The organism is Chromobacterium sp. S0633, assembly GCF_024158805.1.
In the GTDB taxonomy this organism is placed as follows: domain Bacteria; phylum Pseudomonadota; class Gammaproteobacteria; order Burkholderiales; family Chromobacteriaceae; genus Chromobacterium.
On record NZ_JAMZGH010000023.1, the window covers coordinates 18,162 to 44,523 of the forward strand.

The 26,362-nt window shown below is 67.0% G+C and carries 31 protein-coding genes and 1 tRNA gene; 22 read left to right on the forward strand and 10 right to left on the reverse strand.

The genetic code is table 11. The features are described 5' to 3' along the window. Position 1 precedes the first annotated feature (1 nt). The 22 genes from NK214_RS14225 (at position 2) to NK214_RS14330 (ending at position 18,769) form a co-directional block, all read left to right on the forward strand. Positions 2-1,006 carry an NAD(P)H-dependent glycerol-3-phosphate dehydrogenase gene (locus tag NK214_RS14225; protein WP_227104668.1) on the forward strand — a complete coding sequence of 335 codons (1,005 nt, stop codon included), beginning with the start codon at positions 2-4 and terminating at the stop codon, positions 1,004-1,006. Between the two features lie 199 nt (positions 1,007-1,205). Then, the gene (locus NK214_RS14230; RefSeq protein ID WP_227104667.1) at positions 1,206-1,853 is read left to right on the forward strand and encodes a class I SAM-dependent methyltransferase; all 648 of its coding nucleotides are present in this window, start codon (positions 1,206-1,208) and stop codon (positions 1,851-1,853) included. Positions 1,854-1,994: 141 nt separating this feature from the next. Beyond that, a complete protein-coding gene (locus NK214_RS14235) occupies positions 1,995-2,723 on the forward strand; it encodes a beta-ketoacyl synthase chain length factor (RefSeq protein ID WP_166451944.1) in 729 nt (242 codons plus the stop codon). Further along, positions 2,710-3,492, forward strand: a complete 783-nt coding sequence (locus tag NK214_RS14240; RefSeq protein WP_227104666.1) for a 1-acyl-sn-glycerol-3-phosphate acyltransferase — start codon at positions 2,710-2,712, stop codon at positions 3,490-3,492. The genes NK214_RS14235 and NK214_RS14240 overlap by 14 nt, the downstream gene beginning before the upstream one ends. Then, positions 3,489-3,749: a phosphopantetheine-binding protein gene (locus NK214_RS14245; RefSeq protein WP_166451945.1), complete on the forward strand. Its 261-nt coding sequence runs from the start codon at positions 3,489-3,491 to the stop codon at positions 3,747-3,749. Before NK214_RS14240 ends, NK214_RS14245 begins: the two co-directional genes overlap by 4 nt. 2 nt (positions 3,750-3,751) lie before the next feature. Further along, positions 3,752-3,997 carry an acyl carrier protein gene (locus NK214_RS14250; RefSeq protein WP_166451946.1) on the forward strand — a complete coding sequence of 82 codons (246 nt, stop codon included), beginning with the start codon at positions 3,752-3,754 and terminating at the stop codon, positions 3,995-3,997. 1 nt (position 3,998) lies between these two features. Then, a complete protein-coding gene (locus tag NK214_RS14255) occupies positions 3,999-4,565 on the forward strand; it encodes a hypothetical protein (RefSeq protein WP_253314808.1) in 567 nt (188 codons plus the stop codon). Further along, positions 4,562-5,893 carry an AMP-binding protein gene (locus NK214_RS14260; protein WP_253314809.1) on the forward strand — a complete coding sequence of 444 codons (1,332 nt, stop codon included), beginning with the start codon at positions 4,562-4,564 and terminating at the stop codon, positions 5,891-5,893. Before NK214_RS14255 ends, NK214_RS14260 begins: the two co-directional genes overlap by 4 nt. 19 nt (positions 5,894-5,912) lie before the next feature. Then, entirely contained in the window at positions 5,913-6,272 is a 360-nt protein-coding gene (locus NK214_RS14265) for a 3-hydroxyacyl-ACP dehydratase FabZ family protein (RefSeq protein WP_253314810.1), read from the forward strand. Further along, positions 6,269-7,018, forward strand: coding sequence for a glycosyltransferase family 2 protein (locus NK214_RS14270; protein ID WP_253314811.1), 750 nt, complete (start codon positions 6,269-6,271; stop codon positions 7,016-7,018). The genes NK214_RS14265 and NK214_RS14270 overlap by 4 nt, the downstream gene beginning before the upstream one ends. Continuing rightward, positions 7,015-7,923, forward strand: a complete 909-nt coding sequence (locus NK214_RS14275; RefSeq protein WP_253314812.1) for an acyltransferase — start codon at positions 7,015-7,017, stop codon at positions 7,921-7,923. Before NK214_RS14270 ends, NK214_RS14275 begins: the two co-directional genes overlap by 4 nt. A 48-nt stretch (positions 7,924-7,971) precedes the next feature. Continuing rightward, positions 7,972-9,510: a histidine ammonia-lyase gene (gene hutH / locus NK214_RS14280; RefSeq protein ID WP_227108604.1), complete on the forward strand. Its 1,539-nt coding sequence runs from the start codon at positions 7,972-7,974 to the stop codon at positions 9,508-9,510. Further along, on the forward strand, positions 9,510-9,956 hold the full coding sequence (locus NK214_RS14285; protein ID WP_253314813.1) for a thioesterase family protein: 447 nt from the start codon (positions 9,510-9,512) through the stop codon (positions 9,954-9,956). The genes hutH and NK214_RS14285 overlap by 1 nt, the downstream gene beginning before the upstream one ends. A 2-nt stretch (positions 9,957-9,958) precedes the next feature. Beyond that, positions 9,959-10,588: an outer membrane lipoprotein carrier protein LolA gene (locus NK214_RS14290; RefSeq protein ID WP_253314814.1), complete on the forward strand. Its 630-nt coding sequence runs from the start codon at positions 9,959-9,961 to the stop codon at positions 10,586-10,588. Continuing rightward, positions 10,588-12,933 (forward strand): MMPL family transporter, encoded by a 2,346-nt coding sequence (locus tag NK214_RS14295; protein WP_253314815.1) that lies wholly within the window; start codon positions 10,588-10,590, stop codon positions 12,931-12,933. Before NK214_RS14290 ends, NK214_RS14295 begins: the two co-directional genes overlap by 1 nt. Continuing rightward, entirely contained in the window at positions 12,927-13,478 is a 552-nt protein-coding gene (locus tag NK214_RS14300) for a DUF3261 domain-containing protein (protein ID WP_253314816.1), read from the forward strand. The genes NK214_RS14295 and NK214_RS14300 overlap by 7 nt, the downstream gene beginning before the upstream one ends. Continuing rightward, positions 13,475-14,656, forward strand: coding sequence for a beta-ketoacyl-[acyl-carrier-protein] synthase family protein (locus tag NK214_RS14305; protein WP_253314817.1), 1,182 nt, complete (start codon positions 13,475-13,477; stop codon positions 14,654-14,656). The genes NK214_RS14300 and NK214_RS14305 overlap by 4 nt, the downstream gene beginning before the upstream one ends. Beyond that, positions 14,653-15,111, forward strand: a complete 459-nt coding sequence (locus NK214_RS14310; protein ID WP_253314818.1) for a hypothetical protein — start codon at positions 14,653-14,655, stop codon at positions 15,109-15,111. The genes NK214_RS14305 and NK214_RS14310 overlap by 4 nt, the downstream gene beginning before the upstream one ends. Then, positions 15,108-15,833 carry a 3-ketoacyl-ACP reductase FabG2 gene (locus NK214_RS14315; protein WP_227104645.1) on the forward strand — a complete coding sequence of 242 codons (726 nt, stop codon included), beginning with the start codon at positions 15,108-15,110 and terminating at the stop codon, positions 15,831-15,833. The genes NK214_RS14310 and NK214_RS14315 overlap by 4 nt, the downstream gene beginning before the upstream one ends. Then, complete coding sequence (locus NK214_RS14320; RefSeq protein ID WP_371926255.1) at positions 15,833-17,056, forward strand: beta-ketoacyl-ACP synthase; 1,224 nt, start codon at positions 15,833-15,835, stop codon at positions 17,054-17,056. Before NK214_RS14315 ends, NK214_RS14320 begins: the two co-directional genes overlap by 1 nt. Positions 17,057-17,075: 19 nt before the next feature. Then, positions 17,076-17,543 (forward strand): hypothetical protein, encoded by a 468-nt coding sequence (locus NK214_RS14325; protein WP_253314819.1) that lies wholly within the window; start codon positions 17,076-17,078, stop codon positions 17,541-17,543. Positions 17,544-17,545: 2 nt separating this feature from the next. Beyond that, the gene (locus tag NK214_RS14330) at positions 17,546-18,769 is read left to right on the forward strand and encodes a beta-ketoacyl synthase N-terminal-like domain-containing protein (protein WP_166451959.1); all 1,224 of its coding nucleotides are present in this window, start codon (positions 17,546-17,548) and stop codon (positions 18,767-18,769) included. Positions 18,770-18,784: 15 nt separating this feature from the next. Here the strand turns inward: NK214_RS14330 and NK214_RS14335 are convergent, their stop codons facing one another. From NK214_RS14335 to NK214_RS14380, 10 genes are all read right to left on the reverse strand, one after another. Further along, on the reverse strand, positions 18,785-19,216 hold the full coding sequence (locus tag NK214_RS14335) for an excinuclease ATPase subunit (protein ID WP_253314820.1): 432 nt from the start codon (positions 19,214-19,216) through the stop codon (positions 18,785-18,787). 198 nt (positions 19,217-19,414) lie between these two features. Beyond that, on the reverse strand, positions 19,415-19,735 hold the full coding sequence (locus NK214_RS14340; RefSeq protein ID WP_253314821.1) for a DUF1484 family protein: 321 nt from the start codon (positions 19,733-19,735) through the stop codon (positions 19,415-19,417). Between the two features lie 232 nt (positions 19,736-19,967). Then, positions 19,968-20,345 (reverse strand): hypothetical protein, encoded by a 378-nt coding sequence (locus NK214_RS14345; RefSeq protein ID WP_253314822.1) that lies wholly within the window; start codon positions 20,343-20,345, stop codon positions 19,968-19,970. A 118-nt stretch (positions 20,346-20,463) separates the two neighbouring features. Then, a tRNA-Ser gene (locus tag NK214_RS14350) sits at positions 20,464-20,553 on the reverse strand. Between the two features lie 114 nt (positions 20,554-20,667). Beyond that, positions 20,668-21,900 (reverse strand): dicarboxylate/amino acid:cation symporter, encoded by a 1,233-nt coding sequence (locus NK214_RS14355; RefSeq protein WP_107800317.1) that lies wholly within the window; start codon positions 21,898-21,900, stop codon positions 20,668-20,670. 354 nt (positions 21,901-22,254) lie between these two features. Continuing rightward, entirely contained in the window at positions 22,255-22,533 is a 279-nt protein-coding gene (locus NK214_RS14360; protein WP_107800316.1) for a barstar family protein, read from the reverse strand. After that, complete coding sequence (locus tag NK214_RS14365) at positions 22,524-22,976, reverse strand: ribonuclease domain-containing protein (protein ID WP_227104634.1); 453 nt, start codon at positions 22,974-22,976, stop codon at positions 22,524-22,526. The genes NK214_RS14360 and NK214_RS14365 overlap by 10 nt, the downstream gene beginning before the upstream one ends. Further along, on the reverse strand, positions 22,973-23,755 hold the full coding sequence (gene murI / locus NK214_RS14370) for a glutamate racemase (protein WP_227104632.1): 783 nt from the start codon (positions 23,753-23,755) through the stop codon (positions 22,973-22,975). The genes NK214_RS14365 and murI overlap by 4 nt, the downstream gene beginning before the upstream one ends. A gap of 10 nt (positions 23,756-23,765) precedes the next feature. After that, a complete protein-coding gene (gene apbC / locus NK214_RS14375) occupies positions 23,766-24,857 on the reverse strand; it encodes an iron-sulfur cluster carrier protein ApbC (protein WP_253314823.1) in 1,092 nt (363 codons plus the stop codon). Between the two features lie 150 nt (positions 24,858-25,007). Beyond that, a complete protein-coding gene (locus NK214_RS14380) occupies positions 25,008-26,345 on the reverse strand; it encodes a CoA-disulfide reductase (protein WP_253314824.1) in 1,338 nt (445 codons plus the stop codon). Positions 26,346-26,362: the final 17 nt, after the last annotated feature.

Genomic DNA, 26,362 nt, shown 5'->3' on the forward strand with positions numbered 1-26,362 from the left:
CATGAAACTGGCCATCCTGGGCGCTGGCGCATGGGGCACCGCCCTGGCCATCGCCTTCGCCCGTCACCATCAAGTCACGCTCTGGGCGCGCGACGCCAACCAGGTGGCCGAGCTGGCCGCCAAGCGCGTCAATCAGCGCTATCTTCCCGATTGCCCGTTTCCGGACGCGCTCAAGCTGTCCGCGGAACTGCCGCGCGCCATCCACGACGCTGAACTCATCCTCATCGTCACGCCGATGGCCGGTTTGCGGCCCACCTTGCGGGCGCTGACCGCGCTGTCTTCGCAACTGCCGCCGCTGCTGTGGGCCTGCAAGGGCTTCGAGGCCGGCTCCAGTCTGCTGCCGCATCAAGTTGTGGCCGAGGAGTTGCCGGCCAACCACCGCTGCGGCGTGCTGTCCGGCCCCAGCTTCGCCCGCGAAGTGGCCCAGGGCTTGCCGGCGGCGGCGGCCGTCGCCTCCGACGACGAAGCCTTCGCCCGGCAAGTGGCGCGCGATCTGCACAGCCCCTTGTTGCGTCTGTACGCCAACGCCGATCTGGTGGGGGTGGAAGTGGGCGGCGCGGTCAAGAACGTGATGGCCATCGCCACCGGCGTGGCCGACGGCCTGGAATACGGCATGAACGCCCGCGCCGCGCTGATCACCCGCGGGCTGGCGGAAATCACCCGCCTGGCCACCGCGCTGGGCGCTAGCCAGCACACCATGATGGGCCTGGCCGGCATGGGAGATTTGATACTCACCTGCACCGGCGCGCTGTCGCGCAACCGCCAGGTGGGCCTGAAGCTGGCCGAGGGCAAGCCCTTGCAGCAAGCGCTGCAGGAGCTGGGCCATGTCGCCGAAGGCGTGGCCACCGCCCGCGAAGTGCTGACCATGGCGGAGCGGCTGGAAGTGGACATGCCGATCACCGCCGCGGTCTGCGGCCTGCTCTACCAGGGGCATGATCCGCAGCGGGTGGTGCAGGAGTTGCTGAGCCGTTCGCCCAAGTCGGAGGCGGGCGACTTGTTGCAGTAGTTCCCCCGGTTTGATTGAGTGTGACAACAGCCGCCTTGGCGGCTGTTTTTTGTCTTTGCGGCGAGCGCGCCCTTCCTTTGGCCCGAGTCGATGGGGCCTGGGGCGAGAGGCTGGCTGCTTTTGTTGGATACCTTGCTTGAATCTGAGAATGCAGAATACTTTTCCGTTTGTTGAAGAAACGCGTTTTGGCAATTGGTTCTTGAATACGGCCACCTGGAAAGTGCATGTGCTGCGGCGCGCGCTGAACGATCTGGAGCGGATGATGCCGCCGCGGCGCGCGTTTGCCCGGGTGCTGGACGTGGGGTGCGGGTTTGGACATTCCTTTGACGAACTGGCCCGCAGATTCGCGCCGGACGAGATCGTGGCGCTGGACGCGGACCCGGACATCGAGAAGCGGGCGCGTCCGGCCGCCGATCGTTGCTCGAGCGCAGTGACGCTGGCCTTCGGCAACGCTTCGCGTATGGAGTACGCCGACGAGAGCTTCGACATGGTGTATTGCCATCAAAGCTTCCATCATCTGGTGGAGCAGGAGGCGGCGATGCGGGAGTTTTTCCGGGTACTGAAGCCGGGCGGGGTGCTGCTGTTCGCCGAATCGACCAAGCGCTACATCCACTCGCTGCCTATCCGCTTGTTGTTCCGTCATCCGATGGACATCCAGAAAACCGCGGACGAATACCTGGGCTTGTTGCGCGGAGCCGGTTTCGAGCTGCCGGCCGCGCGCGTGTCCATGCCCTATCTGTGGTGGAGCCGGCCGGACTTGGGGGCGCTGGAGTGGTTTGGCTTCAAAGTGCCACAGAAGCGCGAGGAAACGCTGGTCAACGCGGTGGCGATCAAACCGGCCGTTTAATTCCGCGGGTGCGTTTTTGTTGCGCTTGCGACAAAATGGGACGGATTCGTAACCATTGTTTAATGCCGTATGCTTGTTTGCTTGTTGGCTGAGTGTGAACAATTTAGAATACGCTCCTTTTTTTGATTGACAGGCTTGTGGATGGCGGAAGTGACAATGAGCGGCGAACCGACGTTGGCGATACAGCGTTGGGCGGCTTGGATGCCGGGCCGCGAGTCGGCCGCCGACTGGGCGCAACGGCCGTTGCAGGCGGCCGAGGCGCCCATTGCGTATCCGGACTGCCGTTTCGTCGACGCGGCGCAGCGGCGGCGCTTGAGTCCGCTGGCGCGCATCTGTCTGCATTTGGCCCAAGCGTGCGCGGCGGACGCGCCGGCGGCGAAGCTGGTGTTCGCCTCTCGCCACGGCGAGGTCAACCGCACGCATTTGATGCTGGAAGACATCGCGGCGGACTCTCCGGTTTCCCCCACGGTGTTCGGGCTTTCCGTGCATAACGCGATTGCCGGCACGCTGTCCTTGTTGCGGCGCGACGAGTCGGCGGCGACGGCGGTGGCCGCCGGAGAACGCACATTGGGCTACGGCCTGCTGGAGGCGGCGCTGACGGCGGCGGAAGACCCCGCGCAACCGGTGCTGCTGCTGTTCGCGGATCTGCCCCTGCTTCCGTTCTATCAAGGCGCCGACGACGCACTGGACCAACCCCAGGGCTTGGCCTTGCTGCTGCGGGCCGGCGCGCCGCGCTGGAGTTTGCGGCAGGACGCGCGCGCGCGCGCGCCGGAAGGCTGGCCGCAGCCGGCCTGGCTGGCGCACGGGCTGGCCGGCGGACGGACGCAGCTGGAACTGAACGGCTGGAGGCTGAGCCGTGAGGGGGCTTAGTTACGGCTGGCGCTTGCTGATGACGGCCTTGGCCTTCTCCTTGTTCAGCGAGGGCGCTTTGCTGCTGACGCTGGTGGTGTTTCCGGCCTTGCGTCTGGTGCCCAATCGCAACGGCCGCCGCCAGCGGCTGGCGCGGGCCATCATCCAGCGCGCTTTCGCCTTGTTCATCGGCTTCATGCGCCTCAGCGGCATCATGAGGCTGAGCATGAGCGGCGAGGGGCGGCTGGAACAGGCGCGGGGCACGCTGGTGCTGGCCAATCATCCGACGCTGATCGATGTGGTGGCGATCATCGCCCGCATGCCCAACGCCAATTGCGTGGTCAAGGCCGCGCTGTGGGACAGCCCCTTTCTGGGCGGCGTGGTGCGCGCCGCCGGCTATATCCGCAACGACGATTCCGGGAGCTTGATCGCGGATTGCGCCGCCTCGCTGCGACGAGGCGACAATCTGCTCATCTTCCCGGAGGGAACGCGCACCGTGCCCGGGCGCGAACTCAAGTTTCAACGCGGCGCCGCCCATATCGCGCTGGCGGCTCAGGCTCCCATTCTGCCGGTGACGCTGAGTTGCAGCCCGTCCACGCTGACCAAGGACAAGCGTTGGCATCAGATCCCGCCGCGGCGTTTCGACTTCGGCCTGGACGCCGGCCGGCCGCTGGCCCTGGCGGAACTGTTGCCGGCCGAGACGCAGCCGTCGCTGGCCTCCCGCCGTTTGAGCGAGGCCTTGCAAGATTATTTCAGCCAAACATTGGCAAGGAAGGAAAGCTGGACATGAGTGCGCTGGAACATGAAATCAAGTTGTTGATCATTTCGGCCCTGGAACTGGAAGACATGGGCGCCGAGGATATCGACGCCGAAGCGCCGTTGTTTGGCGAAGGACTGGGCTTGGATTCCATCGACGCGCTGGAATTGGGCGTGGCATTGAAAAAGACATACAAGGTGAAGCTGGAAGCCAACGATCCCGCCACCAAGGCGCATTTCGCCTCGGTGGCCAGCCTGGCTCGCTTTGTCGCAACGCAACAGGAAGCATGAGAATGACCCGTGAGCAAATTCTGAATGAACTGAGGATCATTCTGCAGGACACTTTCGAAATCGAGCCGGAGCGCGTGACGGCGGAGGCCAATCTGTTCGTCGATCTGGAGCTGGACTCGATCGACGCGGTGGACCTGGCGATCAAGCTGCAGCAACTGACCGGCAAACGCATCAAGCCGGATGGCTTCAAAACGGTGCGGACCGTGGATGACGTGATCACCGCGGTCGAGCAGCTGCTGGCCGCCTGAGATGCCGGCGACGCGCCTGTTGGCGGCGCTGGGCGCTTGTTGTTATCCGCTCGCCGTTTTTCTGGGCCTACAATATTTTCCGCCCCGCGCGGTGGGCGCCGCCTTGCTGCTGCTGTTCTTGCTGCGCTACCGGCGGCAAAGCCGCGCGCTGTGGCGAGACCTGGCCGCGGCCCAGCGCGGCGCCTTGCTGGGCATGATCGTCTTGTCCGCCCTGGTGGCCCTGACCGGCAGCGCCTTGCTATTGCGTTTGACGCCGGCGTTCATCAGCCTGTCCATGCTGTGGGTGTTCGCCCACTCGCTGCGTCATCCGCCCACGATGATTGAGCGCTTCGCCCGTCAGATCACGCCGGACTTGCCGCCGGAAGGCGTGGCCTACACCCGGCGCGTGACCCGCGTCTGGTGCGGGTTTTTCGTTTTCAACGCCGCGGCGGCCCTGTACACCGCCTTGCCGGCGGGGCAGGACTTCTGGCTCTGGTACAACGGCCTGGCGTCCTATCTGTTGATGGGCGCCTTGTTCGCCGTCGAATGGCTGTATCGGCGCTGGCGCTTTCCCGAGGCGCGGGCATGAGCGCGCTGGCTCTGGAGGGCGTGTTGATCAGCGGCCGCGACCCGGACAGGGTGGCGGCTTTGCGCGACGGGCGGCCCTTGACGTGGCGCGACTTCAGCGACGCGGTGGCCGGCGTGGCCGCCACGCTGGAGCCCGGCCGGCGTTATGCGCTGATCGCCGCGGACGCCTGGCTGTTCGCCGTCGCGCTGTTTGCGGTTTGGCGCGCGGACGCAGAGGCGATGGTGCCCAACAACGCCTTGCCCGCCACCTTGAGCGGGCTGGCGGAGTCTTTCGACGAGGCGCTGGACGACGCCGCGCTGCGGGCGCGGATGGCTTCGCCGGGCGCGCCCGCAGCGGCGCGCCTACTGGACGGCGAGCGCTGCCGGCTGACCTTGTTCACCTCCGGCTCCACCGGCGAGCCCAAGTCCATCGTCAAGCGCCTGCGGCAGCTCTCGGCCGAGGTGGCGGTGCTGGAGCGCAGTTTCGGCGCGCAAGCCGGCGACGCCTGCGTGCTGGCGACGGTGCCGCATCATCATATTTACGGGCTGCTGTTCCGTCTGCTGTGGCCGTTGAGCGCCGGCCGGGTCTTCGAAGTGTCGCCGCATTTCCTGCCAGAGGATTTGCTGGAGGCCGCCGCGGGCTTGGGCGAGGTGACCCTGATCGGCAGCCCGGCGCAGCTGTCGCGGCTGCCCGAGCTGATCGATCTGCCGGCCTTGCTGTCCCGCACGCGGCTGTGTGTGTCTTCGGGCGGCCCGCTGCCGGCCGACGCCGCCGCGGCGTTTGCCGCGGCCGGGGGCCAGGCGCCGCTGGAGATCTTCGGCAGCACCGAGACCGGCGGCGTGGCCTGGCGCCGTCAAAGCGACGGCGACCGCGCCTGGACGCCGCTGTCCTCGGTGCGCTGCTCCGTCGGCGAGGAAGGCGCGTTGCGGATCGTGTCGCCCTTCCTGCCCGACGACGCGCCCTGGCTGGCGTCGGACGCCGCCGAGTTTTTGCCGGACGGCCGCTTTCTCTTGCAAGGCCGGCGCGATCGCGTGGTGAAACTGGCGGAAAAAAGGCTGTCGCTGGGCGAGCAGGAACAAAGACTGGCCGATCATCCGTGGCTGGACGCCGCCGCGCTGCTGGTGCTGCCGGCGCGGCGCGACACGCTGTGCGCCGTCGTCGCGCTGTCGGCGCAGGGGAGGGCGCAACTCGCCACCCTGGGCAAGTTGGCGACGCAGCAGGCGCTGCGGCGCTATCTGGCGGCCTGGTACGAGCCGGTGCTGTTGCCGCGTCGCTGGCGCTTTGTCGACGTTCTGCCGCAGACCGAACGCGGCAAGCCGGACCGAGCGGCGATGCCGGGATTGTTTTGAATTGGAAGGTATTGGCGCAATGACCCCCTCGCAGGCTTTCACGCCCTCTTATTCCGTGTTGGAACAGACGGAGGACGCCTGCCGCGTGTCCATCCCGCTGGCGGCGGACGCGGCCTGCTTTGACGGCCATTTTCCCGGCTTCCCGGTATTGCCCGGCGTGGTGCAGCTGCATTGGGCGGCGCGCATCGCCGCCCGGACCCTGGGCAGCGCCGGCGTTTTCGCCGGCATGGATCAGATCAAATTCACCGGCATCGTCCGGCCGGGCGACGCCTTGGAACTGGTGTTGCAACTGGACGCGGCCAATGGCCGCCTGAATTTTGTCTATGAAGTGGCGGGCCGGAAAATGTCTTCCGGCCGGCTGCGGATGCAAGCGCAATGAGCTTCCGTCCCTGTCTGATCATTCCCTGCTACAACCACGGCTCCACCATGGGCGGAGTCTTGGAGCGGCTGCGGCCTTACGGCGTGCCTGCCTGGGTGGTGGACGACGGCAGCGACGAACCCACCCGGCAGACGCTGGAGGCGCTGGCGCGCGCGGAGCCCTGGGTGCGTCTGCTGCGTTTGCCGCGCAACGGCGGCAAGGGCGCCGCGGTCATGCATGCGATGCGGCTGGCCTACCGAGAAGGCTACAGCCACGCTTTGCAAGTGGACGCGGACGGTCAGCACGCGTTGAGCGACGTGCCGCGTTTTTTGGCGCGGGCGGCGGAGCGGCCCGACGCGGTGATCGCCGGCCGTCCCTTGTACGACGCCAGCGTGCCCAAAGCTCGTCTATACGGCCGCTATCTGACCCATTTCTGGGTCTGGATTGAAACGCTGTCCTTCGATATCGCCGATTCCATGTGCGGCTTCCGCTGCTACCCGCTGGCGGCGACGGAGGCCTTGCTGCGGCGAACCCGCATTCCGCGGCGGATGGATTTCGACATCGAGATCATCGTACGTCTGCATTGGGCCGGCGCGCCGGTGCTCAATCTGCCGACCAGGGTGACGTATCCGAGCGGCGGCCTCTCCCATTTCGACGCCCTGCGCGACAATGCCCGCATCAGCCTGATGCACACCCGGCTGGCCTTGGGCATGCTGCCGCGCGCGCCGCGCTTGCTGCGCCGTCGCTGGCGCGAGGCGCGCGCATGAGCTGGGCGGCCACCGCGGAGCGCGGCTCGCTGCTGGGCATGAAAATCCTGCTGGGCTTCTACCGCCTGCTGGGCGCGCGCTCGGTGCGGCTGCTGCTCTATCCCATCGTCGCCTATTTCTTTCTCACCGGCCGCGCCGCGCGCGCCGCCTCAAGGGATTTTTTGCGGCGCGCGCGCGCCGCCGACGGCGATCCGTCACCCGTCCGCGCGCTGGACGTCTACCGCCATCTCTACAGCTTCGCCGAAGCCGCCGCCGACAAAATGGCGGCTTGGGCCGGAGGCCTGCCGCCGGAGGCGGTGGCGGCGCCGGGCAGCGACGATATGCGGGCGCTGTTGGCGAGCGGGCGCGGGGCGCTGCTGGTGGGCTCGCACCTGGGCAATCTGGAAATGTGCCGGGCGCTGGGACACGCGGCCGGCGCGCGCCGGGTCAACGCCGTGGTCTACACCCGGCATGCCGCGCGGTTTTCCCGTTTGCTGGCGGCGGCCAGCGGCGACTACGCTGTCAACCTGATCCAGGTGCAGGACATGGGCGTGGACACCGCCATCCTGCTCAAGGACAAGATAGACAACGGCGAGTGGGTGGTGATCGTCGGCGACCGCACCCCGGCCAGCGACAACGGACGAGTGCAGCGCGCCGAGTTCCTGGGCGGCTCCGCCGCCTTCGCGGAAGGGCCGTGGATTTTGGCCAGCCTGCTGGAGTGTCCGGTCTATTTGCTGTTCTGCCTCAAACGGCAGCGGCGTTACCACATTACGCTGGAGCCGTTCGAGGAACGGCTCCGCCTGCCGCGCCGCGAGCGCGGCGAGGCCCTGCGGCGGACGATTCAGCGTTACGCCGATCGCCTGGCCTGGCATGCGCGGCGCTCGCCGCTGCAATGGTTCAATTTTTACGATTTCTGGCGCGCTTAGCCGGAAGCGACAGCTGCCGCGTGGCGCGGCGAGAAAGAGTCCGTAGTGATGAAGAGCAAGGAGGCGCTCAGCGTGGGCGCCGGACGTTTGACGATTGAAGACGTGTGCGCGGCGGCGCAGGGACAAGTGCAAGTGGAGTTGGCCGGCGGCGCGTTTCCGGAACGCATCGAACGCGGCGCCGCCTTCCTGGCCGGCCTGCTGGCCGAGGGCGGCGAAGTCTACGGCGTCAACACCGGTTACGGCGACAACTGCACGGTGACGATTCCCGCCGCGCTGGTGGCGGAGCTGCCGCTGCATCTGACGCGCTACCACGGCTGCGGCCTGGGCGACTACCTGGATGAAGCGTCCACGCGCGCGGTGCTGCTGGCCCGGCTCAACTCCCTGTCCCAGGGCGTGTCCGGCGTACGCTGGCTATTGCTGCAAAGACTGGCCGCCTTGCTGCGGCACGATGTGCTGCCGCTGATTCCGGCCGAGGGCTCGGTGGGCGCCAGCGGCGATTTGACGCCGCTGTCCTATGTGGCCGCCGTCTTGTGCGGCGAGCGCGAAGTGCGCTACCGGGGCCAAGTGCGGCCGGCGGCGGCGGTGTTGGCCGAGCTGGACCTGCCGCCGTTGACGCTGGCGCCGAAAGAAGGGCTGGCCTTGATGAACGGCACGGCGGTGATGACCGGCCTGGCCTGCCTGGCCTTCGCCCGCGCCGAATACCTGACCCGGCTGAGCGCGCGGCTGACCGCGCTGTCCTGCCTGGCCTTGAAAGGCAATCGCGGCCATTTCGCGCCGGAGCTGTTCGCGGTCAAGCCGCATGAAGGCCAGAACCAGGTGGCCGCCTGGATCTACGCCGATCTGGACGACGGCGGCGAAGCGCGCGAACAGATCCGCCTGCAAGACCGTTACTCCATCCGTTGCGCGCCGCACGTCATCGGCGTGCTGCGCGACGCCTTGCCCTGGTTGCGCCGCGACATCGAGAACGAACTGAACAGCGCCAACGACAACCCCATCATCGATCCGGACCTGGAGCGGGTGTTGCACGGCGGCCATTTCTACGGCGGCCATATCGCTTTCGCCATGGACGGCATGAAGAACGCGGTGGCCAATCTGGCCGACCTGATGGACCGGCAACTGGCGCTGCTGGTGGACACCCGCTACAACCACGGCCTGCCGCAGAATCTGTCCGGATCGCGCGGCGAACGGGCGGCGATCAACCACGGCTTCAAGGCGGTGCAGATCACCGCCTCGGCCTGCGCGGCGGAAGCCTTGAAGCTGACCATGCCGGCCTCGGTGTTCTCCCGCTCCACCGAATGCCACAACCAGGACAAGGTCAGCATGGGCACCATCGCCGCGCGCGACGCGCTGCGCGTGTTGCAGCTGACCGAACAAGTGGCGGCCTGCCTGACGCTTGCGGCGGCGCAGGGCGTGCGCTTGCGGCGGCAATCCGGCGAACTGGATATCAGCCGGCTGCCGCCGGCGCTGGGCGATTTCGTGGCCGAACTGGAGACGCTGTCCCCCTTCCTGGACGAGGACCGCCGTCAGGACGGCGAACTGCGCCTGGCGATAGAGCGGATTCAGCAACGCGCCTGGAGCCTGTACTGATGGCGGCGGAAGCCAAGGCGGCCGCGTGCTTGCCGGCGGCGGAGATCGAAATCGAGATTCCCTTCCACGACGTGGACGTGCTGCACGTGGCCTGGCACGGTCATTACGTGAAGTACTTCGAGCTGGCGCGCACCGCGCTGCTGCGCAGCTTCGACTACGACTACCCGCAGATGAGCGATTCCGGCTACGCCTGGCCGGTGACCGAGTGCTATCTGAAATACGTGCGCCCGGCCCGCTACGGCCAGCGGGTGATCGCGCGCGCGCAACTGACGGAATACGAAAACCGCCTCAAGGTGGTTTACCAACTGCGCGACGCCCTCAGCGGCGAAAAACTGACTCAGGGCCACACCGTGCAAGTGGCCTTGGACCTGGCCGACGACATGGCGCTGCAGTTCGTCACGCCGGCGGTGTTGTGGAACAAACTGGGTATCCCATGCGAGGAATGACGATGTTGAAACCGTGGACGCGCCGCGCAGGCGGCTTGCTGGCGCTCTTGCTGGCCGGGCTTGCGCCGCTGGCGCAGGCCGAGGATTTGCTGAGCCAGATTTCCAGAAAGCTGGCGGCGAACTCGGTCTTGCACGCGGATTTTGCGCAGAGCCGGCAGATGGCCGCCTTGAAAAAGCCGCTGCAGTTGTCCGGACGCATGGTGTTGTCGCGTGAAAACGGCGTGATCTGGTCCATCGTCAAACCGTATCAACTGGGCTATGTGATGACGCCCAAGGGCGTGAGCGAACTGCTGTCCGACGGCAGCCGCCGCGAGCGGGCCAGCCGCGACATCCCCGGCATCGGCTCGGTGGAAGGCTTGTTCCGCGGCTTGCTGGCCGGGGACAGGAATTTGCTGCAACAGCACTTCGCGGTGGAGGCCAAGGGCAGTCCCGCCGCCTGGACCCTGTTGCTGAAGCCCAAGCCGGGGCCTTTGCAAAAAGGACTGGGCGCGGTGGAGCTTTCCGGCGCCGCGCAGCTGGAACGCGTGTCGCTGACCGAGCCCGGCGGCGACAGCACGCAGATCCGCTTCAGCCGGATTGATGCGCAAAGCCCGTTGAGCGCTGAGGAAAGCCGCTTGCTGGGAGGGCGTTGATGCGCAAGCGCTTTTATGGCTGGCTGGCGCTGATGCTGCTGTGCCTGGCCTCGCTGCTGCCCTATCTGGGGCGGCCCTTGCCGGTGCAGACCAATATGCTGGCGATGCTGCCGGACGACGCGCGCCAACCCGAGGTGGAGCGCGCCTTGACGCAACTGGCGGCCAAGGCGGGCGAGCGCCTGGTGGTGATGGTGGGGCATCGCGATCCGGCCCAGGCCAGCCGCCTGGCGGAACAGGCGGCCGCCAGGCTGCGCGTCCTGCCGGCCTTGCGCTCGGTGCAAGGGAAAATCGGCGACCTTGACCCGGCGCGCCTGTTGCGGCCTTACGCCCCTTACCGCCACGGCCTGTTGACCGACGCCGACCGCGAGGGGCTGAGGCAAAACCCGCAAGCGTATCTGGAAACCCTGTTGCTGCGTCGCTTGAGCCTGCCGGGACAGGGCGCTTTCGGCCTGCCGCTGGCGGAGGATCCCTTCGGCCTGTTCGGCAATGTGTTGGCCGCGCTGCCTATGGCCAAGTCGTCGTTGCAGATCAAGGACGGCTGGCTGGCGACGGAGCGAGACGGCGTGTCCTGGCGCTTGCTGAGCGCGCCCTTGAACGGCGACGCTTACGATCCGGCGCTGCAGCAAGTCCTGAGCCGCGAAGTGGCGGAACTGCGCACGCTGGCGGAGGCCGGCGGCGGCCAGCTGGCCGCCACCGGCGCGGTGCTGTTCGCCGGCGAGGCGCGCGGCGGCGCCGAAGCGGAAATGAACAGGATAGGCAGCGTGTCGATGGCGGCCGTCATCGGCCTGATGTTGCTGGTGTTCCGCCGGCTGCGCCATCTGGCCTTGTCCGGCGCGGTGATCGCCGCGGGCACGCTGACGGCAGTGGCCGCCACCCTGGCGGTGTACGGCCAGTTGCACTTGCTGACCCTGGTGATGGGCGCCAGCCTGATCGGCGTGGCGATAGACTACTCGACCCATCTGTTCGCCAGCCAGTTGCAAGACGGGCCGGATTGGGACGTGGAGCGAGCGCTGGCCGCCATTCATCCGGCCATCCGCATGGGGCTGCTGACCACCTTGCTGGGCTACGGCGCGCTGGCTCTGCTGCCGTTTCCGGGGCTGCGCCAGATCGCCTTCTTCTCCAGCGCCGGCCTGGTCGGCGCCTATCTGACCGTGCTGTGGTGCGTGCCTTGCTTTGTGCGTCAGGCCGCGCCGGCGTCGGCGCGGGGCATTCTGCCGCCGATAGGCCGCGCTTTCGACCGTTACTGCCAATTCATGCGCGGCCGCCGCCTGGCCGCGCTCTTGCTGGCGCTGGGCGCGCTGTCGCTGCCGGGGCTGGCCCGATTGCAGGCGGACGACGATGTGCATCAGTTGATTCGGCCCTCGGTTGAACTGCTGGCGCAGGAACACTTGATTCGAGAGCTGGCGGGGCAGGGCAATAGCCGCCAGTTCTTCCTGCTGGAAGCGCCCAGCGAAGCCGCCTTGCTGCGCCTGGGCCGGCAGTTGGACGGCCGCCTAGACGCCTTGGTGAGCGCCGGTCAGCTGCAAGGCTATCAATCCTTGTCCAGCTTGCTGCCGCCGCCGGAGCGGCAACAGGCCGACCATGCGCTGCTGCAAGACGCGATGCGACGCGCCGGCCGGCAAGTGCTGCAGGACGCCGGCGTGCGCGACGAGATCGCCGGCGGCTATCTGGCCGGCCTGGCGCGGCCGGGGCCGTCCTTGACGGCGGAAACGCTGCTGGCTCAGCCGCTGGCCGCGCCGCTGCGCCACCTGTGGCTGGGGCGGCACGACGGAGCCTGGCGCATGGCGGTGATGCCGGGCGACTTCCGCAAGCTGGACGCTTTGCGGCAAGCGGCGCAAGGGCTGGACGGCGTCACGCTGGTGGACAAGGCCGCCAGCGTGTCCGAACTGTTCCGCCAGTTTCGCGAAGCCTCCACGCTGATGTTCGCGCTGTCGCTGCTGGCCATCGTGGCGCTGATGCAGCGCCGTTACGGCTGGCGGCGCGCGCTGCTCTTGGCCGCTCCGGTCAGCCTGGCGGTGCTGTTCACCCTGGGCGCGCTGGGCTGGCTGGGCGTGAGCGCCAATCTTTTCGTCGTGCTCGGCTTCCTGATGGTGCTGGGCGTGGGCGTGGACTACGCGATCTTCGTGGAAGAGGGCCGCCGTCATCATCAGCAGGCGGCGTTGCTGGCGGTGGGGCTGTCGGCCTTGACCACCTTGCTGTCCTTCGGCTTGCTGGCCGCGAGCGCCACCCCCGCGGTCAGCAGCTTTGGTTTGACTCAATTGATCGGGGTGGGCCTGGCGGTGCTGCTGGCGCCTATGGTGACCCTGTTCAAGACCGGGGACGCGGGAAGGGCCGAGCCATGTTGAAACTGCTGCCCCTGCTGTTCTTGCTCGCCGCTTGCGCCGGCGGCGGCCATTGCGTCCGCCTGCCGCAAACCCCGGCCTACTGTCTGCGGCAACCCGCCGAGACTTATAACGCCAGCCAGTTGGTGACGGCGAGCGGCAGCGGTTTTCGCGAACTGTCCTTGCTGCAGCTGGAGGCCGATGGGCAGCGGCTGTCGCTGGCGGCCTTGTCGCCGTTGGGCCAGCCCTTGCTGAGCGCCGGCTGGGACGGCCGACGCTGGAGCGCGAGCTCGCCGTTCGGCCGCCGGGTCAGCGACCAGGGGCCGGCGATGCTGGCCCTGGCGCAATGGCTGCACCTGCCCGAGGTCGCCGTTCTGGACGGCTTCGGCCGCGCGCCCGCCTGGTGGCTGCACGCGGCGGACGGCCAGCGTCGGCTGATGAACGGCGACCAAACCCTGCTGATCGACGCGCCGACACCCAAGGGACGGCGCGTCCGGCTGCCGCAGCTGGGCATGACGCTGGAGATCGAATCCTTGGCGGCGATGGCGCCGGAGGCGGAGGCTCAATGACGGTTTATCTGAACGAATTGGCGATGATCAACGCGCTGGGCCGCGAGCTGCCGGAGATCCACCGGCGCTTGCTGGCCGGCGACTGCGGCGGCATGTGCGAGGAGACTGGCGCGGTGGTGGGCCGGGTGGCGGGCGCGCTGCCGGAGATCCCGGCTGAGCTGGCCCGCTACGACAGCCGCAACAACCGGCTGCTCCTGGCCGCACTGGAGCCCTTGCGCGCTCGCGTGGAGGCGCTGGCCGCGCGCTACGGGCGTCATCGGATCGGCGTGGTGTTGGGCACCAGCACCTCGGGCATCCTGGAGACGGAACTGGCGGTCGCCGCCGAGGCGGCCGGGCAGGCGCGGCCGGAGCGCTACGATTACGCACAGCAGGAAATGGGCAGCCCGGCCTTGTTCCTGGCCGAGCTGTTGCGGCTGGACGGCGTCGCCTATGTGGTCTCCACCGCCTGTTCCTCCAGCGCCAAGGCGGTGGCCGCCGCAGCGCGGCTATTGTCGCAAGGGCTGTGCGACGCGGTGATTTGCGGCGGGGCGGACAGCCTGTGCCAGCTGACCCGGCAGGGCTTCGCCGCCCTGGAATCCGTCAGTCCCGTCTTGTGCCAGCCGATGAGCGCGCGACGCCGCGGCATCAATATCGGCGAGGGCGCCGCCTTGTTCATCGCCAGCCGCGAGCCGGGCCCGGTGGCCTTGCTGGGCTACGGCGAAAGCAGCGACGCCTGGCATATGTCGTCGCCGCACCCGGAAGGCCGCGGCGCGGAGGAGGCGATGCGGCGGGCCTTGCGAATGGCCGGCGCGGAGGCGGCCCAGGTGGGGTACGTGAATCTGCACGGTACGGCCACCGTCAAGAATGATGAAATGGAAAGTCTGGCGATGCGGCGGGTGTTTCCCGACGGCGTGCCGGCCAGTTCCACCAAGCCCTTGGTCGGCCACCTGCTGGGGGCCGCCGGCGCCACCGAGCTGGGCTTCGGCTGGCTGGTGCTGAGCGACAGCCGGCGCCGGTTGCCGCCGCATGTCTGGGACGGCGCGGCGGACCCGGCCCTGCCGGCGCTGAAACTGACGCAAGCCGGCGCTGCGCTGCCCGCGGGGCGGCCGCTGGTGATGAGCAACTCTTACGCCTTTGGCGGCAATAACGTGTCGCTGTTGCTGGCGGCAACAGCGACGGACGAGAACGAACACGCATGATGTTACCGGCTATCACCGAAGTCTTGCCGCACCGCGGCGGCATGTTGCTGCTGGAGGCGGTGCAACGCTACGACAGCGCGGGCCTGGAGGCGCGCGCCACGCCGGACGCGGCGGCATGGTACGCGGACGCCGCCGGCGATATGCCGGCCTACATCGGCATCGAACTGATGGCCCAGACGGTGGCCGCCTGGGTGGGCCTGACGGCGCGCCAGGCGGGGCTGCCGGTCAAGCAGGGCGTGTTGTTGGGCACGCGTCGTTACCAGCCGGCCTGCGCGGCGTTCGCCGCCGGGCGGCCGCTGCGGGTGACCGCCAGCCCGGTCTATCGCGACGAGTCCGGCATGGGGTCCTTCCTGTGCGAGATCGCCTGCGGCGAAGACCGGCTGGCCGAGGCCACCATCAATGTGTTCGAACCGGAAGATTTCGCCTTATTTCTGCAGGAAAGCAGCGCACAATGAAAAAAAGAATCCTGATCACCGGATCCAGCCGGGGCATAGGCCGGGCAGTGGCCTTGCAACTGGCGAGAGACGGCTTCGACGTGGCCATCCACTGTCGCAGCCGCCGTGAAGAAGCGGAGGCCGTGGCAGCGGCCGCCCGCGCGGAGGGCGCGGCGGCGACGCTGATGCAATTCGACGTCAACGACCGCGAGGCCGCGCGCGCGGCCATCGAAGCGGACATCGCCGCCAACGGCGCGTTCTGGGGCGTGGTGCTGAACGCGGGCGTGACCCGCGACAACGCCTTCCCGGCGCTGGAGGGCGAAGACTGGGACCTGGTGGTGAACACCTCGCTGGCCGGTTTCTACAATGTGACCCATCCGCTGATCATGCCCATGGTCCGCGCCCGCAGCGGCGGCCGCGTCGTCACCCTGTCCTCCGTCTCCGGCGTGATGGGCAACCGCGGGCAAGTGAATTACAGCGCGGCCAAGGCGGGCCTGATCGGCGCCACCAAGGCGCTGGCGGTGGAGCTGGCCAGCCGCAAGATCACGGTGAACTGCGTGGCGCCGGGCCTGATCGACACCGATATCCTGGAGGGCGCTCCGGTGGAAGAGGCCCTGAAGATGGTGCCGATGAACCGGGTGGGGCGGCCGGAGGAAGTGGCCGCCCTGGTGGCCTTCCTGATGTCCGACGGCGCCGCCTACATCACCCGCCAGGTGATAGGCGTGAACGGAGGCATTGTCTGATGCGCCGCGTCGTGATCACCGGCATGGCGGGCATCACCAGCCTGGGCCATGACTGGCCCGCCATCGCGGCCAAGATCCGGGCCGGCCGCAACGGCGTGCGCGCCATGCCGGAGTGGGACGGCTTTCCGGATTTGAACACCCGCCTGGGCGCGCCGGTGGACGACTTCGCGCTGCCGGCCCACTATCCGCGCAAGATGTCCCGCGCGATGGGACGAGTGGCGCAAATGGCAGTGTGCGCCACCGAACGCGCCCTGCTGGACGCCGGCCTGCTGCAAGACCCCTGCATCAAGGACGGCCGCATGGGCGTGGCCTACGGCTCCTCGTCCGGCAGCGTGGCGCCGATACAGGCCTTCGGCCAGATGTTGGCCACCGGCTCCATGGCCGGCGTCACCTCCACCAGCTACATCCAGATGATGAGCCACACCGCTGCGGTCAATATCGGCTTGTACTTCGGTCTGACCGGGCGGGTGATTCCCACCGCCAGCGCCTGTACTTCCGGCAGCCAGGCCTTGGGCTACGCTTACGAAACCATACGTTTCGGCCGCTGCGACATGATGATAGCCGGCGGCGCGGAGGAAATGTCGGCCGGCGGCGCGGCGGTGTTCGACACCTTGTACGCCACCAGCCAGCGCAACGACGAGCCGGCGCATACGCCGCGGCCCTTCGACCGCGACCGAGACGGCCTGGTGGTGGGCGAGGGCGCTTGCACCCTGGTGCTGGAGGAGCGTGAGCACGCGCTGGCGCGCGGCGCCGCCATCTATGCCGAAATCTGCGGCTTCGGCACCAATTCCGACGGCAGCCACATCACCCAGCCGGAAGCGCCGACCATGGCGCGCGCGATGCGGCTGGCGCTGGACGACGCCGGCCTGTCCGCCAGCGCGATAGGCTACGTCAACGCCCACGGTACCGCCACCGACCGCGGCGACATCGCGGAAACCCAGGCCACCGCCGCCGTGCTTGGGCGGGCGCCGATCAGCTCGCTGAAAAGCTATTTCGGCCACACCCTGGGCGCCTGCGGCGCGCTGGAAGTGTGGCTGACGGTGGAAATGCTGCGCGAAGGCTGGCTGGCGCCCACGCTGAACCTGGACCGGGTGGACCCCGCCTGCGGCGAACTGGACTACCTGGCCGGGGCCATCCGCCGGGCTGATGTCGAATATGCGATGAGCAACAACTTCGCCTTCGGCGGCATCAACACATCCCTGATTTTGAAACAGGCCGGTTAAAGCGGCCAGGAGAGAAAACATGCGTCAACTACGCGCTTATATTGCAGCCCTGCTTTTGGCGATGACCGCCGTTTCCGCGCAGGCCGCGCCGGCCAGCGTGCCGGTGCGCGACGTGACCGACCAGCTGGTGGCGCGCATGGACGGTAAGCCGCTGACCGCGGACATGCTGCGTCGCGCCATCATCGCCGGCGCCGGCAGCAAGGGCTGGGTGGTGGTGGCCGACGGCGAAGGCAAGCTGCTGGCCAGCCTGGACGTGCGCGGCAAGCATCAGGCCAAGGTGGCCATCAGCTACGGCGCGGACCGCTACAGCGTCAAATACCTGTCCGCCAACAACCTGAACGTGGAAACCAAGAGCGAGAACAAAAACTATAGCGGCGCCGCGGAAAAAGCGCCGGTAGGCACCGTGCTGATCCACCCCAACTACAACCGCTGGGTCTCCATCATGGTGCAAGAGATCCAGGCGTCGGCTAACCAGATCGCGCCTTGAACATGAAGCGTCGCGTCGTCGTCAGCGGCTATGGTCTGGCCAGCCCCATCGGCAACGATGAGGCAACGGCGCTGACGGCCTTGCGCAACGGCCGCAGCGGCGTCGCCGCGCGGCCGGATTTCGCCGAGCTTGGCATGAACAGCCGGGCGGCCGGCGCGCCGCGCCGCGACGACATCGCCTTGCCGCCGCGCAAGCTGCAACGCTTCATGGCAGACGCGGCCCTGTACGGCTGGCACGCCGCCCAGCAGGCGATTGCCCATGCGCGGCTGCCGGCTTCCGTCCTGCAACACCCGCGCACCGGCCTGGTCGTCGGTTCCGGCGTGGGCTCCACGGCCAAGCTGAGCGAGGCGATGGCGATTCTGGCCAGCCGCGGCATTCACCGGCTGACGCCTTATTACGTGCCGCAGATCATGGGCAACACCGTATCCGCCAATCTGGCCACCCATCTGGGTGTCCAGGGGCTCAGCCTGGGCGTGACCTCCGCCTGCGCCACCTCCGCGCACGCCATCGGCTACGCTTTCGAACAGATTCAGTTCGGCAAACAGGATGTGATGCTGGCGGGCGGAGCGGAAGAAGTGAGCTGGCAATCCGCGGTGCTGTTCGACGTGATGGGCGTGCTGGCCGACGGCGACGCGTCGACGCCGGACACCGCGTCTCGTCCTTATCACGCGGACCGCGACGGCTTCGTCATCGCCGGCGGCGCGGGCGTGCTGGTGTTGGAGGCGCTGGAACACGCGCTGGCGCGCAAAGCCCCCATCATCGCCGAACTGTCCGGTTACGCCGCCTGCAGCGACGGACACAGCATGGTGGCACCCAGCGGCGCGGGCGCAGAGCGCTGCATGCGGCTGGCGCTGGCGGACGCCGGTCTGGAACGGGTGGACTATATCAATACCCACGCCACCGGCACGCCGCAAGGGGACCGCGTCGAAATCGAGGCCGTCCGGGCCGTGTTCGGCGCCGAGGCCGTGCCCGCCTTCTCCTCCACCAAGGGCCTGACCGGCCACGCGATCGCGGCGGCCGGCGCAATGGAAGCCATCTTCAGCTTGCAGATGATGCGCCATGGCTTTGTCGCCGCCTCGCCGCAATACGGCGAGCTGGACGATTGCCTGGCCGGCCTGCCGTTCGTTCGGCACGCTCGGCCGGCCCAGTTGGACAGCGTGCTGTGCAACAGCTTTGGTTTCGGCGGCGCCAACGCCTGTCTGGTGTTCTCCCGCGCGGGGCTTTGAGGCCCCGCTTCAGGCTTACTTGAGCACCTGCGCCTTCAGCGCCACGCCCGCCATCAAGAAGCCGCTGCCGCACATATACTCCTTGGCGTTGCTGATCTCCTCAGACTTGTAATAACTGCGGATATTGACCACGGCGGAGCCGCCTTCCTTGCGCGCGCGCTCCTGGAGCTCCAGCAGCGCGGAAATGAAGGCGCGCTGGCAGGCGGCGGCGTTGTCCTTGCCGAAGCTATTGGTCTTTTTATTGCTCACCCATTCGCCCAGCACCTTGCCTTTGCCGCCGCGGGCAAAGCGGAAGGCGATGTTCGGGTCCAGCTTTTCCTTGGCCAGATCGCTGTTCAGCGCGTCTTCGATGGACAGCATCAGTTTTTCATCCGCGGCGTGGGCGACGGCGGGCAGCGCCAGCGCGCAGGCCAGCAGCAGAGGGGCGATTCGTTTGTGCAGAGTCATGGGTTTGGCGATTCGGCTGTTAAGAGGCTGATAAACGACGCCGGCGGCGCGTCTGCCGCGCCGCCGCGTCGAATCGAGGCCCCGCAGTGTACTCGCGCGCGCAGCCCATTCCAAAGACAGTATTAACATTGAAACGGCGCGTTTCCGGATGTGGCCTTACGCGCGCGCTGCCGCGGCGTCAGTCCTGCGCGGGCACTTTCAAGGCCGCGCCTGCAGCGCGTCCAGGCCGTGTTGCAACCACTGCTGCGCCGGCTCCAGCGTCAGATGCAGCACATTGCAGGGGCAGGGCTGTTCCTTGGCCTGCTCCAGCAGCGCCAATATCGCGCGCAGGCTTTCGTGGCCCTTGCGCAGATCGCGTATGGCGCTGCGCAGGCTTTGCTCGCGGGCGTACAGCCGGCTTTCCAGCCGTTTCAGCGAGGCCGGTGCCACGCTGTTGAACGGACGCAATTCGGAGAGCAGCGTATTCAGGGGAAGAGAGGGAGACAGCAGGGCGCGATAGCGCCGGGTTTGGTGCGTCATCGGAAGGCTCCTATGGCTGGGCCTGCCTTCGCTGCTACGCGGGTACGGCAGGCGAATGACGAGGGTAGCAGACCGGCCATAGCTCCGGCAGGCGCACGAATGCACCTCCCCGCCAGCGCCTGCCTTTGATAAGGCGGGGACTATGGCGAGGCTATGGCTTTATGAGCTGCTACACCCAAATACCGCGGAATGAGGCGGCACGCGGCGATTGTTACTGATTGGGGATGGAGGGTCAAGCCAGCGGCTTTGGCGGGGGGCAAAGCCTGCAAGCAGGCGCGGCCGGCGGCTCCGGAGAGAAGTAGCGCCGCCAGAAAGCTTCGCGGCAGGTGCTGTTGAAGCTGATATGGCCGGGCTGGATGGCGTCGCCGGACGGCTGGCGGACGACTTCGTAACGAATCCAGCACTCGGCGCAGGCGGCCTCGGCCGGGTAATCGTCCTGTTCCGTCGTCCGCTGGATCATTGCGCCATCGTCGAAAACATAGGTGGACTGCTCTGCAACGACCGTATAGCCCTGATCCGTCCAACGGTTCCGGCTTGAGCCGTCCAGGCGCGCGCGGCGCGGGGAGGGCGCGTTCAGGATGGCGTTGACGTAGTTGACCAGATGATTCATGCGGCGGCGGCTTGGACAGGTGCGGAAGGCTGTAATGGTAGGCGTAAACGGGACGGGGGAGAAGCGGAAGAACAAAACAAAAAAGCCCTTGATTTCTCAAGGACTTAATTGCTTGGTCTGGCGGAGAGGGAGGGATTCGAACCCTCGGTACGCTCGCACGTACGCCTGATTTCGAGTCAGGTACATTCGACCACTCTGCCACCTCTCCGACTCAGAGTGGGGCATTCTATTGGGCAAGGGATTACCTGTCAATAGCCTTGTCGCAGCTAGCCATAAAAAACGCCGCCCGGAGGGGCGGCGCGTTCAACGGAGCAGACCATGCTCAGTGTTTTTTCAGCTCGCCTTCCCACTTGGCCACCACCGCGGTGGCGATGGAGTTGCCCACCACATTGGTGGCGGAGCGGCCCATGTCCAGGAAGTGGTCGATGCCCAGCAAGAGCAGCAGGCCGGCTTCCGGAATGTTGAACTGGGCCAGGGTGGCGGCGATCACCACCAGCGAGGCGCGCGGCACGCCGGCCATGCCCTTGGAGGTGAGCATCAGGATCAGCAGCATGGAGATTTCCTGCGCCAGCGTCAGATCGATGCCGTAAGCCTGGGCGATGAAGATGACGGCGAAAGTGCAGTACATCATCGAGCCGTCCAGGTTGAAGGAGTAGCCCATCGGCAGCACGAAGCTGGCGATCTTGTTGGAGCAGCCGAAGCGCTCCAGCTGTTCCAGGGTCTTGGGGTAGGCGGCTTCGGAACTGGCGGTGGTGAAGGACAGCAGCAGCGGTTCGCGCATCATGCCCATCAGCTTGAGCACGCGCGGGCCGATGAACATCGCGCCGGCCAGGATCAGCAGGCCCCACAGGATGCCGATGGACAGGTAGAACTCCGCCATGAACTTGCCGTAGGTGGCGAGGATGCTCAGGCCTTCCTTGGCCACGGTGGCGGCGATGGCGCCGAACACGGCCAGCGGCGCGAACAGCATCACGTAGCTGGTCACTTTCAGCATCACGTGGGCCACCACGTCAATGGTGTCGATCAGCAGCTTGGCGCGGTCGCCCAAAGCGGCCATCGCGCAGCCGAAGAACACCGAGAACACCACGATCTGCAGAATCTCATTGGTGGCCATCGCTTCAAACACGCTCTTGGGAATGGCGTGGGTGACGAAGTCCTTCACCGACAGCGCGCCGGCTTGGATGCCGCTGGTGGCGTGGGTGTCCGGCAGCGGCAGGTTGAGCGCCAAACCCGGCTTGAGCAGGTTGACCATGATCAGGCCCAGGGTCAGGGACATCAAGGACGCGCTGATGAACCAGAGCATGGTCTTGCCGCCGATGCGGCCCACGGTCTTGGCGTCGCCCATCTTGGCGATGCCAACGATCAGGGTGGACACCACCAAGGGTGCGATGATCATCTTGATCAGGCGCAGGAAGATGTCGGTCAGGATGGAGATATTGCTGGCGAAGGCTTTGATGTCGGCTTCGCTGGCGGCGTTCTCGCGATAGAGATAGCCGGTGATGATGCCCAGCACCAGGCCGATGAGGATCAGCCCTGTGAGTTTTTTCGACTGCATTGAGAAGTTCCTACCTGTATTTGAGAGCGTTTTGATAACAACACGGCAAGTTCGCAATGAAACAATGCCGGCGCCGGTCCGGTGGAGGGAGCAGCCGCTTCGTGTGTGTCAAGGTTGCCGATGTAGTGGCCTGCCTACGTTATTGTTGTTTGATTTTATTGGCATTGCTGCCAGTTGTAGGACAGTTGTTGACCTATTTAGGGGTGGGATTATAGTGAATTAGCGAACGCTTGTCTTTGTTGTATTTCGAGTCTTGAATTTCGCAGCGGAGTGTGTGTTGCGGAAACGAATGATGATGAACTTGCCATCGGGATGAAGGGCCGCCCCGGCGCCTTGCGGCGGCGGCCCGGTGTTTCAGTGGTGGATGTCCAGCGTGACGTCGCCGCGTTCCTCGGCCACGGTTTCCAGAATTTCCAGAATGGTGGCGTAAAGGTCCACGCCCAGCGCCTTGCGCGCTTCCTCGGTTTCGCGCCAGACGATCTCGAAGGGGCCCGTCACGTCTTTGGCCAGGCTGTCGTACAGCGCGTCCAGATTGCGGCCGAAGTGGGCCGGCAGGAGCAACTGGCGGCTCAGCTCGTCAAACAGCTGGTCCAGGCTCTTGATGTGGTGCAGTTCGCAAACTTTCACTGGCATGGTGGCACCTCGATGAAGCGGTTGTAGTGGTCTACGGTGACGAAACGCTGGCCGGAACCGGAGAACACGATGCGGTAAGCGCCGCGCTTGCCCCCTTTATAGTTCAGATCGGCTTCCTGCCATTGCCCCTTGGGCAGACGTTTTTCGTAATTGCCGAAACGGTCGCCGCCTATGGATTTGCCGTTGAGGCCGGGCACGCCCCACAGGCTGCGGCCGGGCTGCCAGCCGGCGTTCTTGGCCTGGCGCTTGTTGATGAATTGCGGCGGCAGCTGGCCGTTCTTGCCCAACTGGCTCAGCACCGCGCTCAGCTCGTTCTGGTTGAGCTTGTTGCCGGCTTGCTGATTGACTTGGACCGCCACCAGCGAGCATTGCGGCAAGGCCCAGGCGGCGGGGGCGGCGATCAGACAGGCCAGCGCCAACAGGCGCGATAGACGTGGAATCATTGGGCTTGCTCCAGAGGCAGGGATTCAACCGGGTGGTCGGCGCCTATCAGCAGCGGCAGGATGCGGCGCATGCCGGCGCTGTCGGCGTCGGTGGTGATGAAGCGGTAGGCCGGGGCGACGGCGGGCGCGGCGTCCGGCAGCAAGGAGGCCACGCGCCGGGCGATGGCCTCGGCCGGGTCGTACAAGGCGATGCCGTCGCCGGTCAGTTCGCGGATCAGCGGCTCCAGAAACGGGTAATGGGTGCAGCCCAGCGCGATGTGGTCGATGCGCTCGTCAAGTAGCGGCCGCACTACGGCCGCCACCAGTTCGCGCGTGCGCGGGCTGTCCAGCTCGCCGGCCTCCACTTGCTCCACCCAGCCCGTGCCCACGCGGCGCAGCACTTCAACGTGGCCGGCGTGGGTGTCCAGCAGTTTGCGCACCCGCTCGCTTTGCAGCGTGGCCTGGGTGGCCAGCACGGCGATGCGGCCGGTGCGGCTCATGGCCGCCGCCGGCTTGATCGCCGGCTCTATGCCCACCAGCGGGATGGAAAGCTCGCGGCGCATGGCGGCGATGCCGGCGGTGGTGGCGGTGTTGCAGGCCACCACCAGCAGGGTGGCGCCTTGTTCTTGCAGATAGCGGCCCATTCTGACGCTGCGCTCGGCGATGTCGCTGTGGCTGCGTTGGCCGTAGGGGCAGTAGGCCTGATCGGCCAGATAGGTGATGCCCCTGCCGGGCAGCGCGGCGCGCACGGCCTTCCATACCGAAAGGCCGCCGAGGCCGGAGTCGAACATCGCGATCATGATGCGTTTGTCAGTTGTTCTGGATGACGATCTTGGGGAATTTGCCGGAGAAGTCCTGGGCTTTCTCGCCCACCTTCACCGCCACTTTGCGGGCGATGGCCTTGTACAGTTCCGCCACCTTGCCGTCCGGGTCGGCCGCCACCGTGGGGGTGCCGCCGTCCGCCGCCAGGCGGATGCCCATGTCCAGCGGCAGGGAGCCCAGCACGTCCACGCCGAAGTCCGCCGCCATCCTCGCCGCGCCGCCTTCGCCGAAGATGTGTTCGGCGTGGCCGCAGTGGGAGCAGACGTGGATGGCCATGTTCTCCACCATGCCCAGGATGGGGATGCCCACTTTCTGGAACATGGTGACGCCCTTGCGCGCGTCCAGCAGCGCGATGTCTTGCGGAGTGGTGACGATGACGGCGCCGGTGACTGGCACTTTTTGAGACAGCGTCAGCTGGATGTCGCCGGTGCCCGGCGGCATGTCGATCACCAGATAGTCCAGATTGTCCCAGCGGGTGTCGTTGAGCAGCTGTTGCAGCGCCTGGCTGACCATGGGGCCGCGCCAGACCATGGCCTGGTCCGCGTCCACCAGATAGCCGATGGACATGGTCTGCACGCCGTGGCTTTCCAGCGGCTTCAGGCTTTTGCCGTCCGGGGTTTCCGGACGCTGGCCCTGCAAGCCCATCATCAGCGGCTGGGACGGGCCGTAGATGTCGGCGTCCAGGATGCCGACGCGCGCGCCTTCCGCGGACAGCGCCAGCGCCAGGTTGGCCGCGGTGGTGGATTTGCCCACCCCGCCCTTGCCGGAGGCGACGGCGATCACGTTCTTGACGCCGGAGAGCAGCGGCACGCCGCGCTGGGCGGAGTGGCTGGTGATCAGGCTGCCCACGCGCACGCTGAGTGTGCGTTGCTCGGCCAGCGGCGCCAGCGCGGCTTCAAAGCGCAGGCGAACCGGTTCGTGCTGGCTGTTGGCCGGATAGGCCAACACCACGTCCAGCGACAGTTCGGCGTCGCTGATCTTGATGTTTTTCACCGCCTTGGCGGCGACGAAGGGTTTGCCGGTGTTGTCGTCGATCAGGCTGGACACGGCTTCCAGCACTTGAGCATCGCTGAGTGACATGCTGTTTTCGGTTCCCGGTGAGGACTGGAAAAGGCGGGTGAGCTTGGAGAGCATGGGGAGGACATCCGTTGAATCTTTGGCTGTCCGGCAGTTTACCCCAACTTGCCCGCGCTGGCATCGGCGCGGGCGGGCGGGGGCTGCCGGCCTGGCTTATTTGACCACGTTGCCGGCGACGTTGAGCACGTCCCAGGTGCGGGCGAAGGGCGGCGCGTAGCAGAAGTCCATCATGCCCAGTTCGCGCGCGCTGACGCCCTTGGCGATGGCTACCGCCAGCGCGTCCAGCCGATGCACCACATCGCCGTTGCGGCCTATCATCTGCGCGCCCAGCAGCCGCCGGCTGCCGGTTTCGTAGCAGAGTTTGACGTGGACTTCCGCCTGGCCCGGCACGTAGTTGGTGTGGTTCTTGTCCTTGACCAGCACGCTTTGGCAATCAAAGCCGGCGGCGCGCGCCTGGGCTTCGGACAAGCCGGTGCGCGCGGCGTCCAGCGACAGCACCCGCACCGCGGCGGAGCCCAGGGTGCCCGGATAGGCCTGGCGGCCGCCGGCCAGGTTCTCGCCCACCAGCCGGCCCAGCTTGTTGGCCCCGGTGGCCAGCGCCACGTAGACCGGTTGGCCGGTCAGCTGATGCGGCGCGGCGGCGCAGTCGCCGGCGGCGTAGATGTCCGGCAGGCTGGTTTCGCCGTAGGCGTTGACCACGATGGCGCCGTTGCCCAGGCGCTGCAGGCCGGCGTCGGCGGCGAAGGCGGTGTTGGGGCGTATGCCTATGCTCAGCACCACCAGATCGGCCGGGTATTCGCCGCGCTCGGTGAGCACGCTTTGCACCGCGCCGTCGCCGCGCAGCGCGGTGACGGCCTCGGACAGGTGCAAGGCCACGCCGTGTTCGCGCAGCTCCTGCTCCATCAGGCCGGTGATTTCGGCGTCGAAGGCGTCCGGCATCACCCGTTCCGCCAGCTGGATCAGCCGCACGCGCTTGCCCAGGCGGACCATGGCTTCGGCCAACTCCAGGCCGATGAAGCCGGCGCCGATGATGGCGACTTCGCGCACTTCCTCGCGGGCCGCGGCCGCGCGCAGCGCCAGGCCGTCTTCCATCACCCGCAGCGTATGCACGCCCGGCAAGTCCAGGCCCGGCAGCGGGGGGCGGATTTCGCTGGCGCCGGTGGCGATCATCAGTTTGTCGTAAGTGGCGTCGAAGGCTTCGCCGTCCGCCAGCCGGCGCACGCGCACCCGCTTGGAGGCGGGGTCTATGCTCAGCGCCTGGTGGCCGGTGTGCACGCGGATATTGCGCTTGGCGAAGTCTTCCACGCTGAATTCGGCCATATAGCCGGGCTCGTCGAACTCGCCGCCGACGAAGTAGGGCAGGCCGCAAGCGCCGAAAGAGATGATGTCGGACATCTCGTAGACGTCGATTTCGGCTTGAGGCGCGCTGCGGCGCGCCTTGGCCGCCGCGCTCATGCCGGCGGCTTCGCCGCCGATGATGACGATTTTCATAGTGTGTTCCCGTCCGG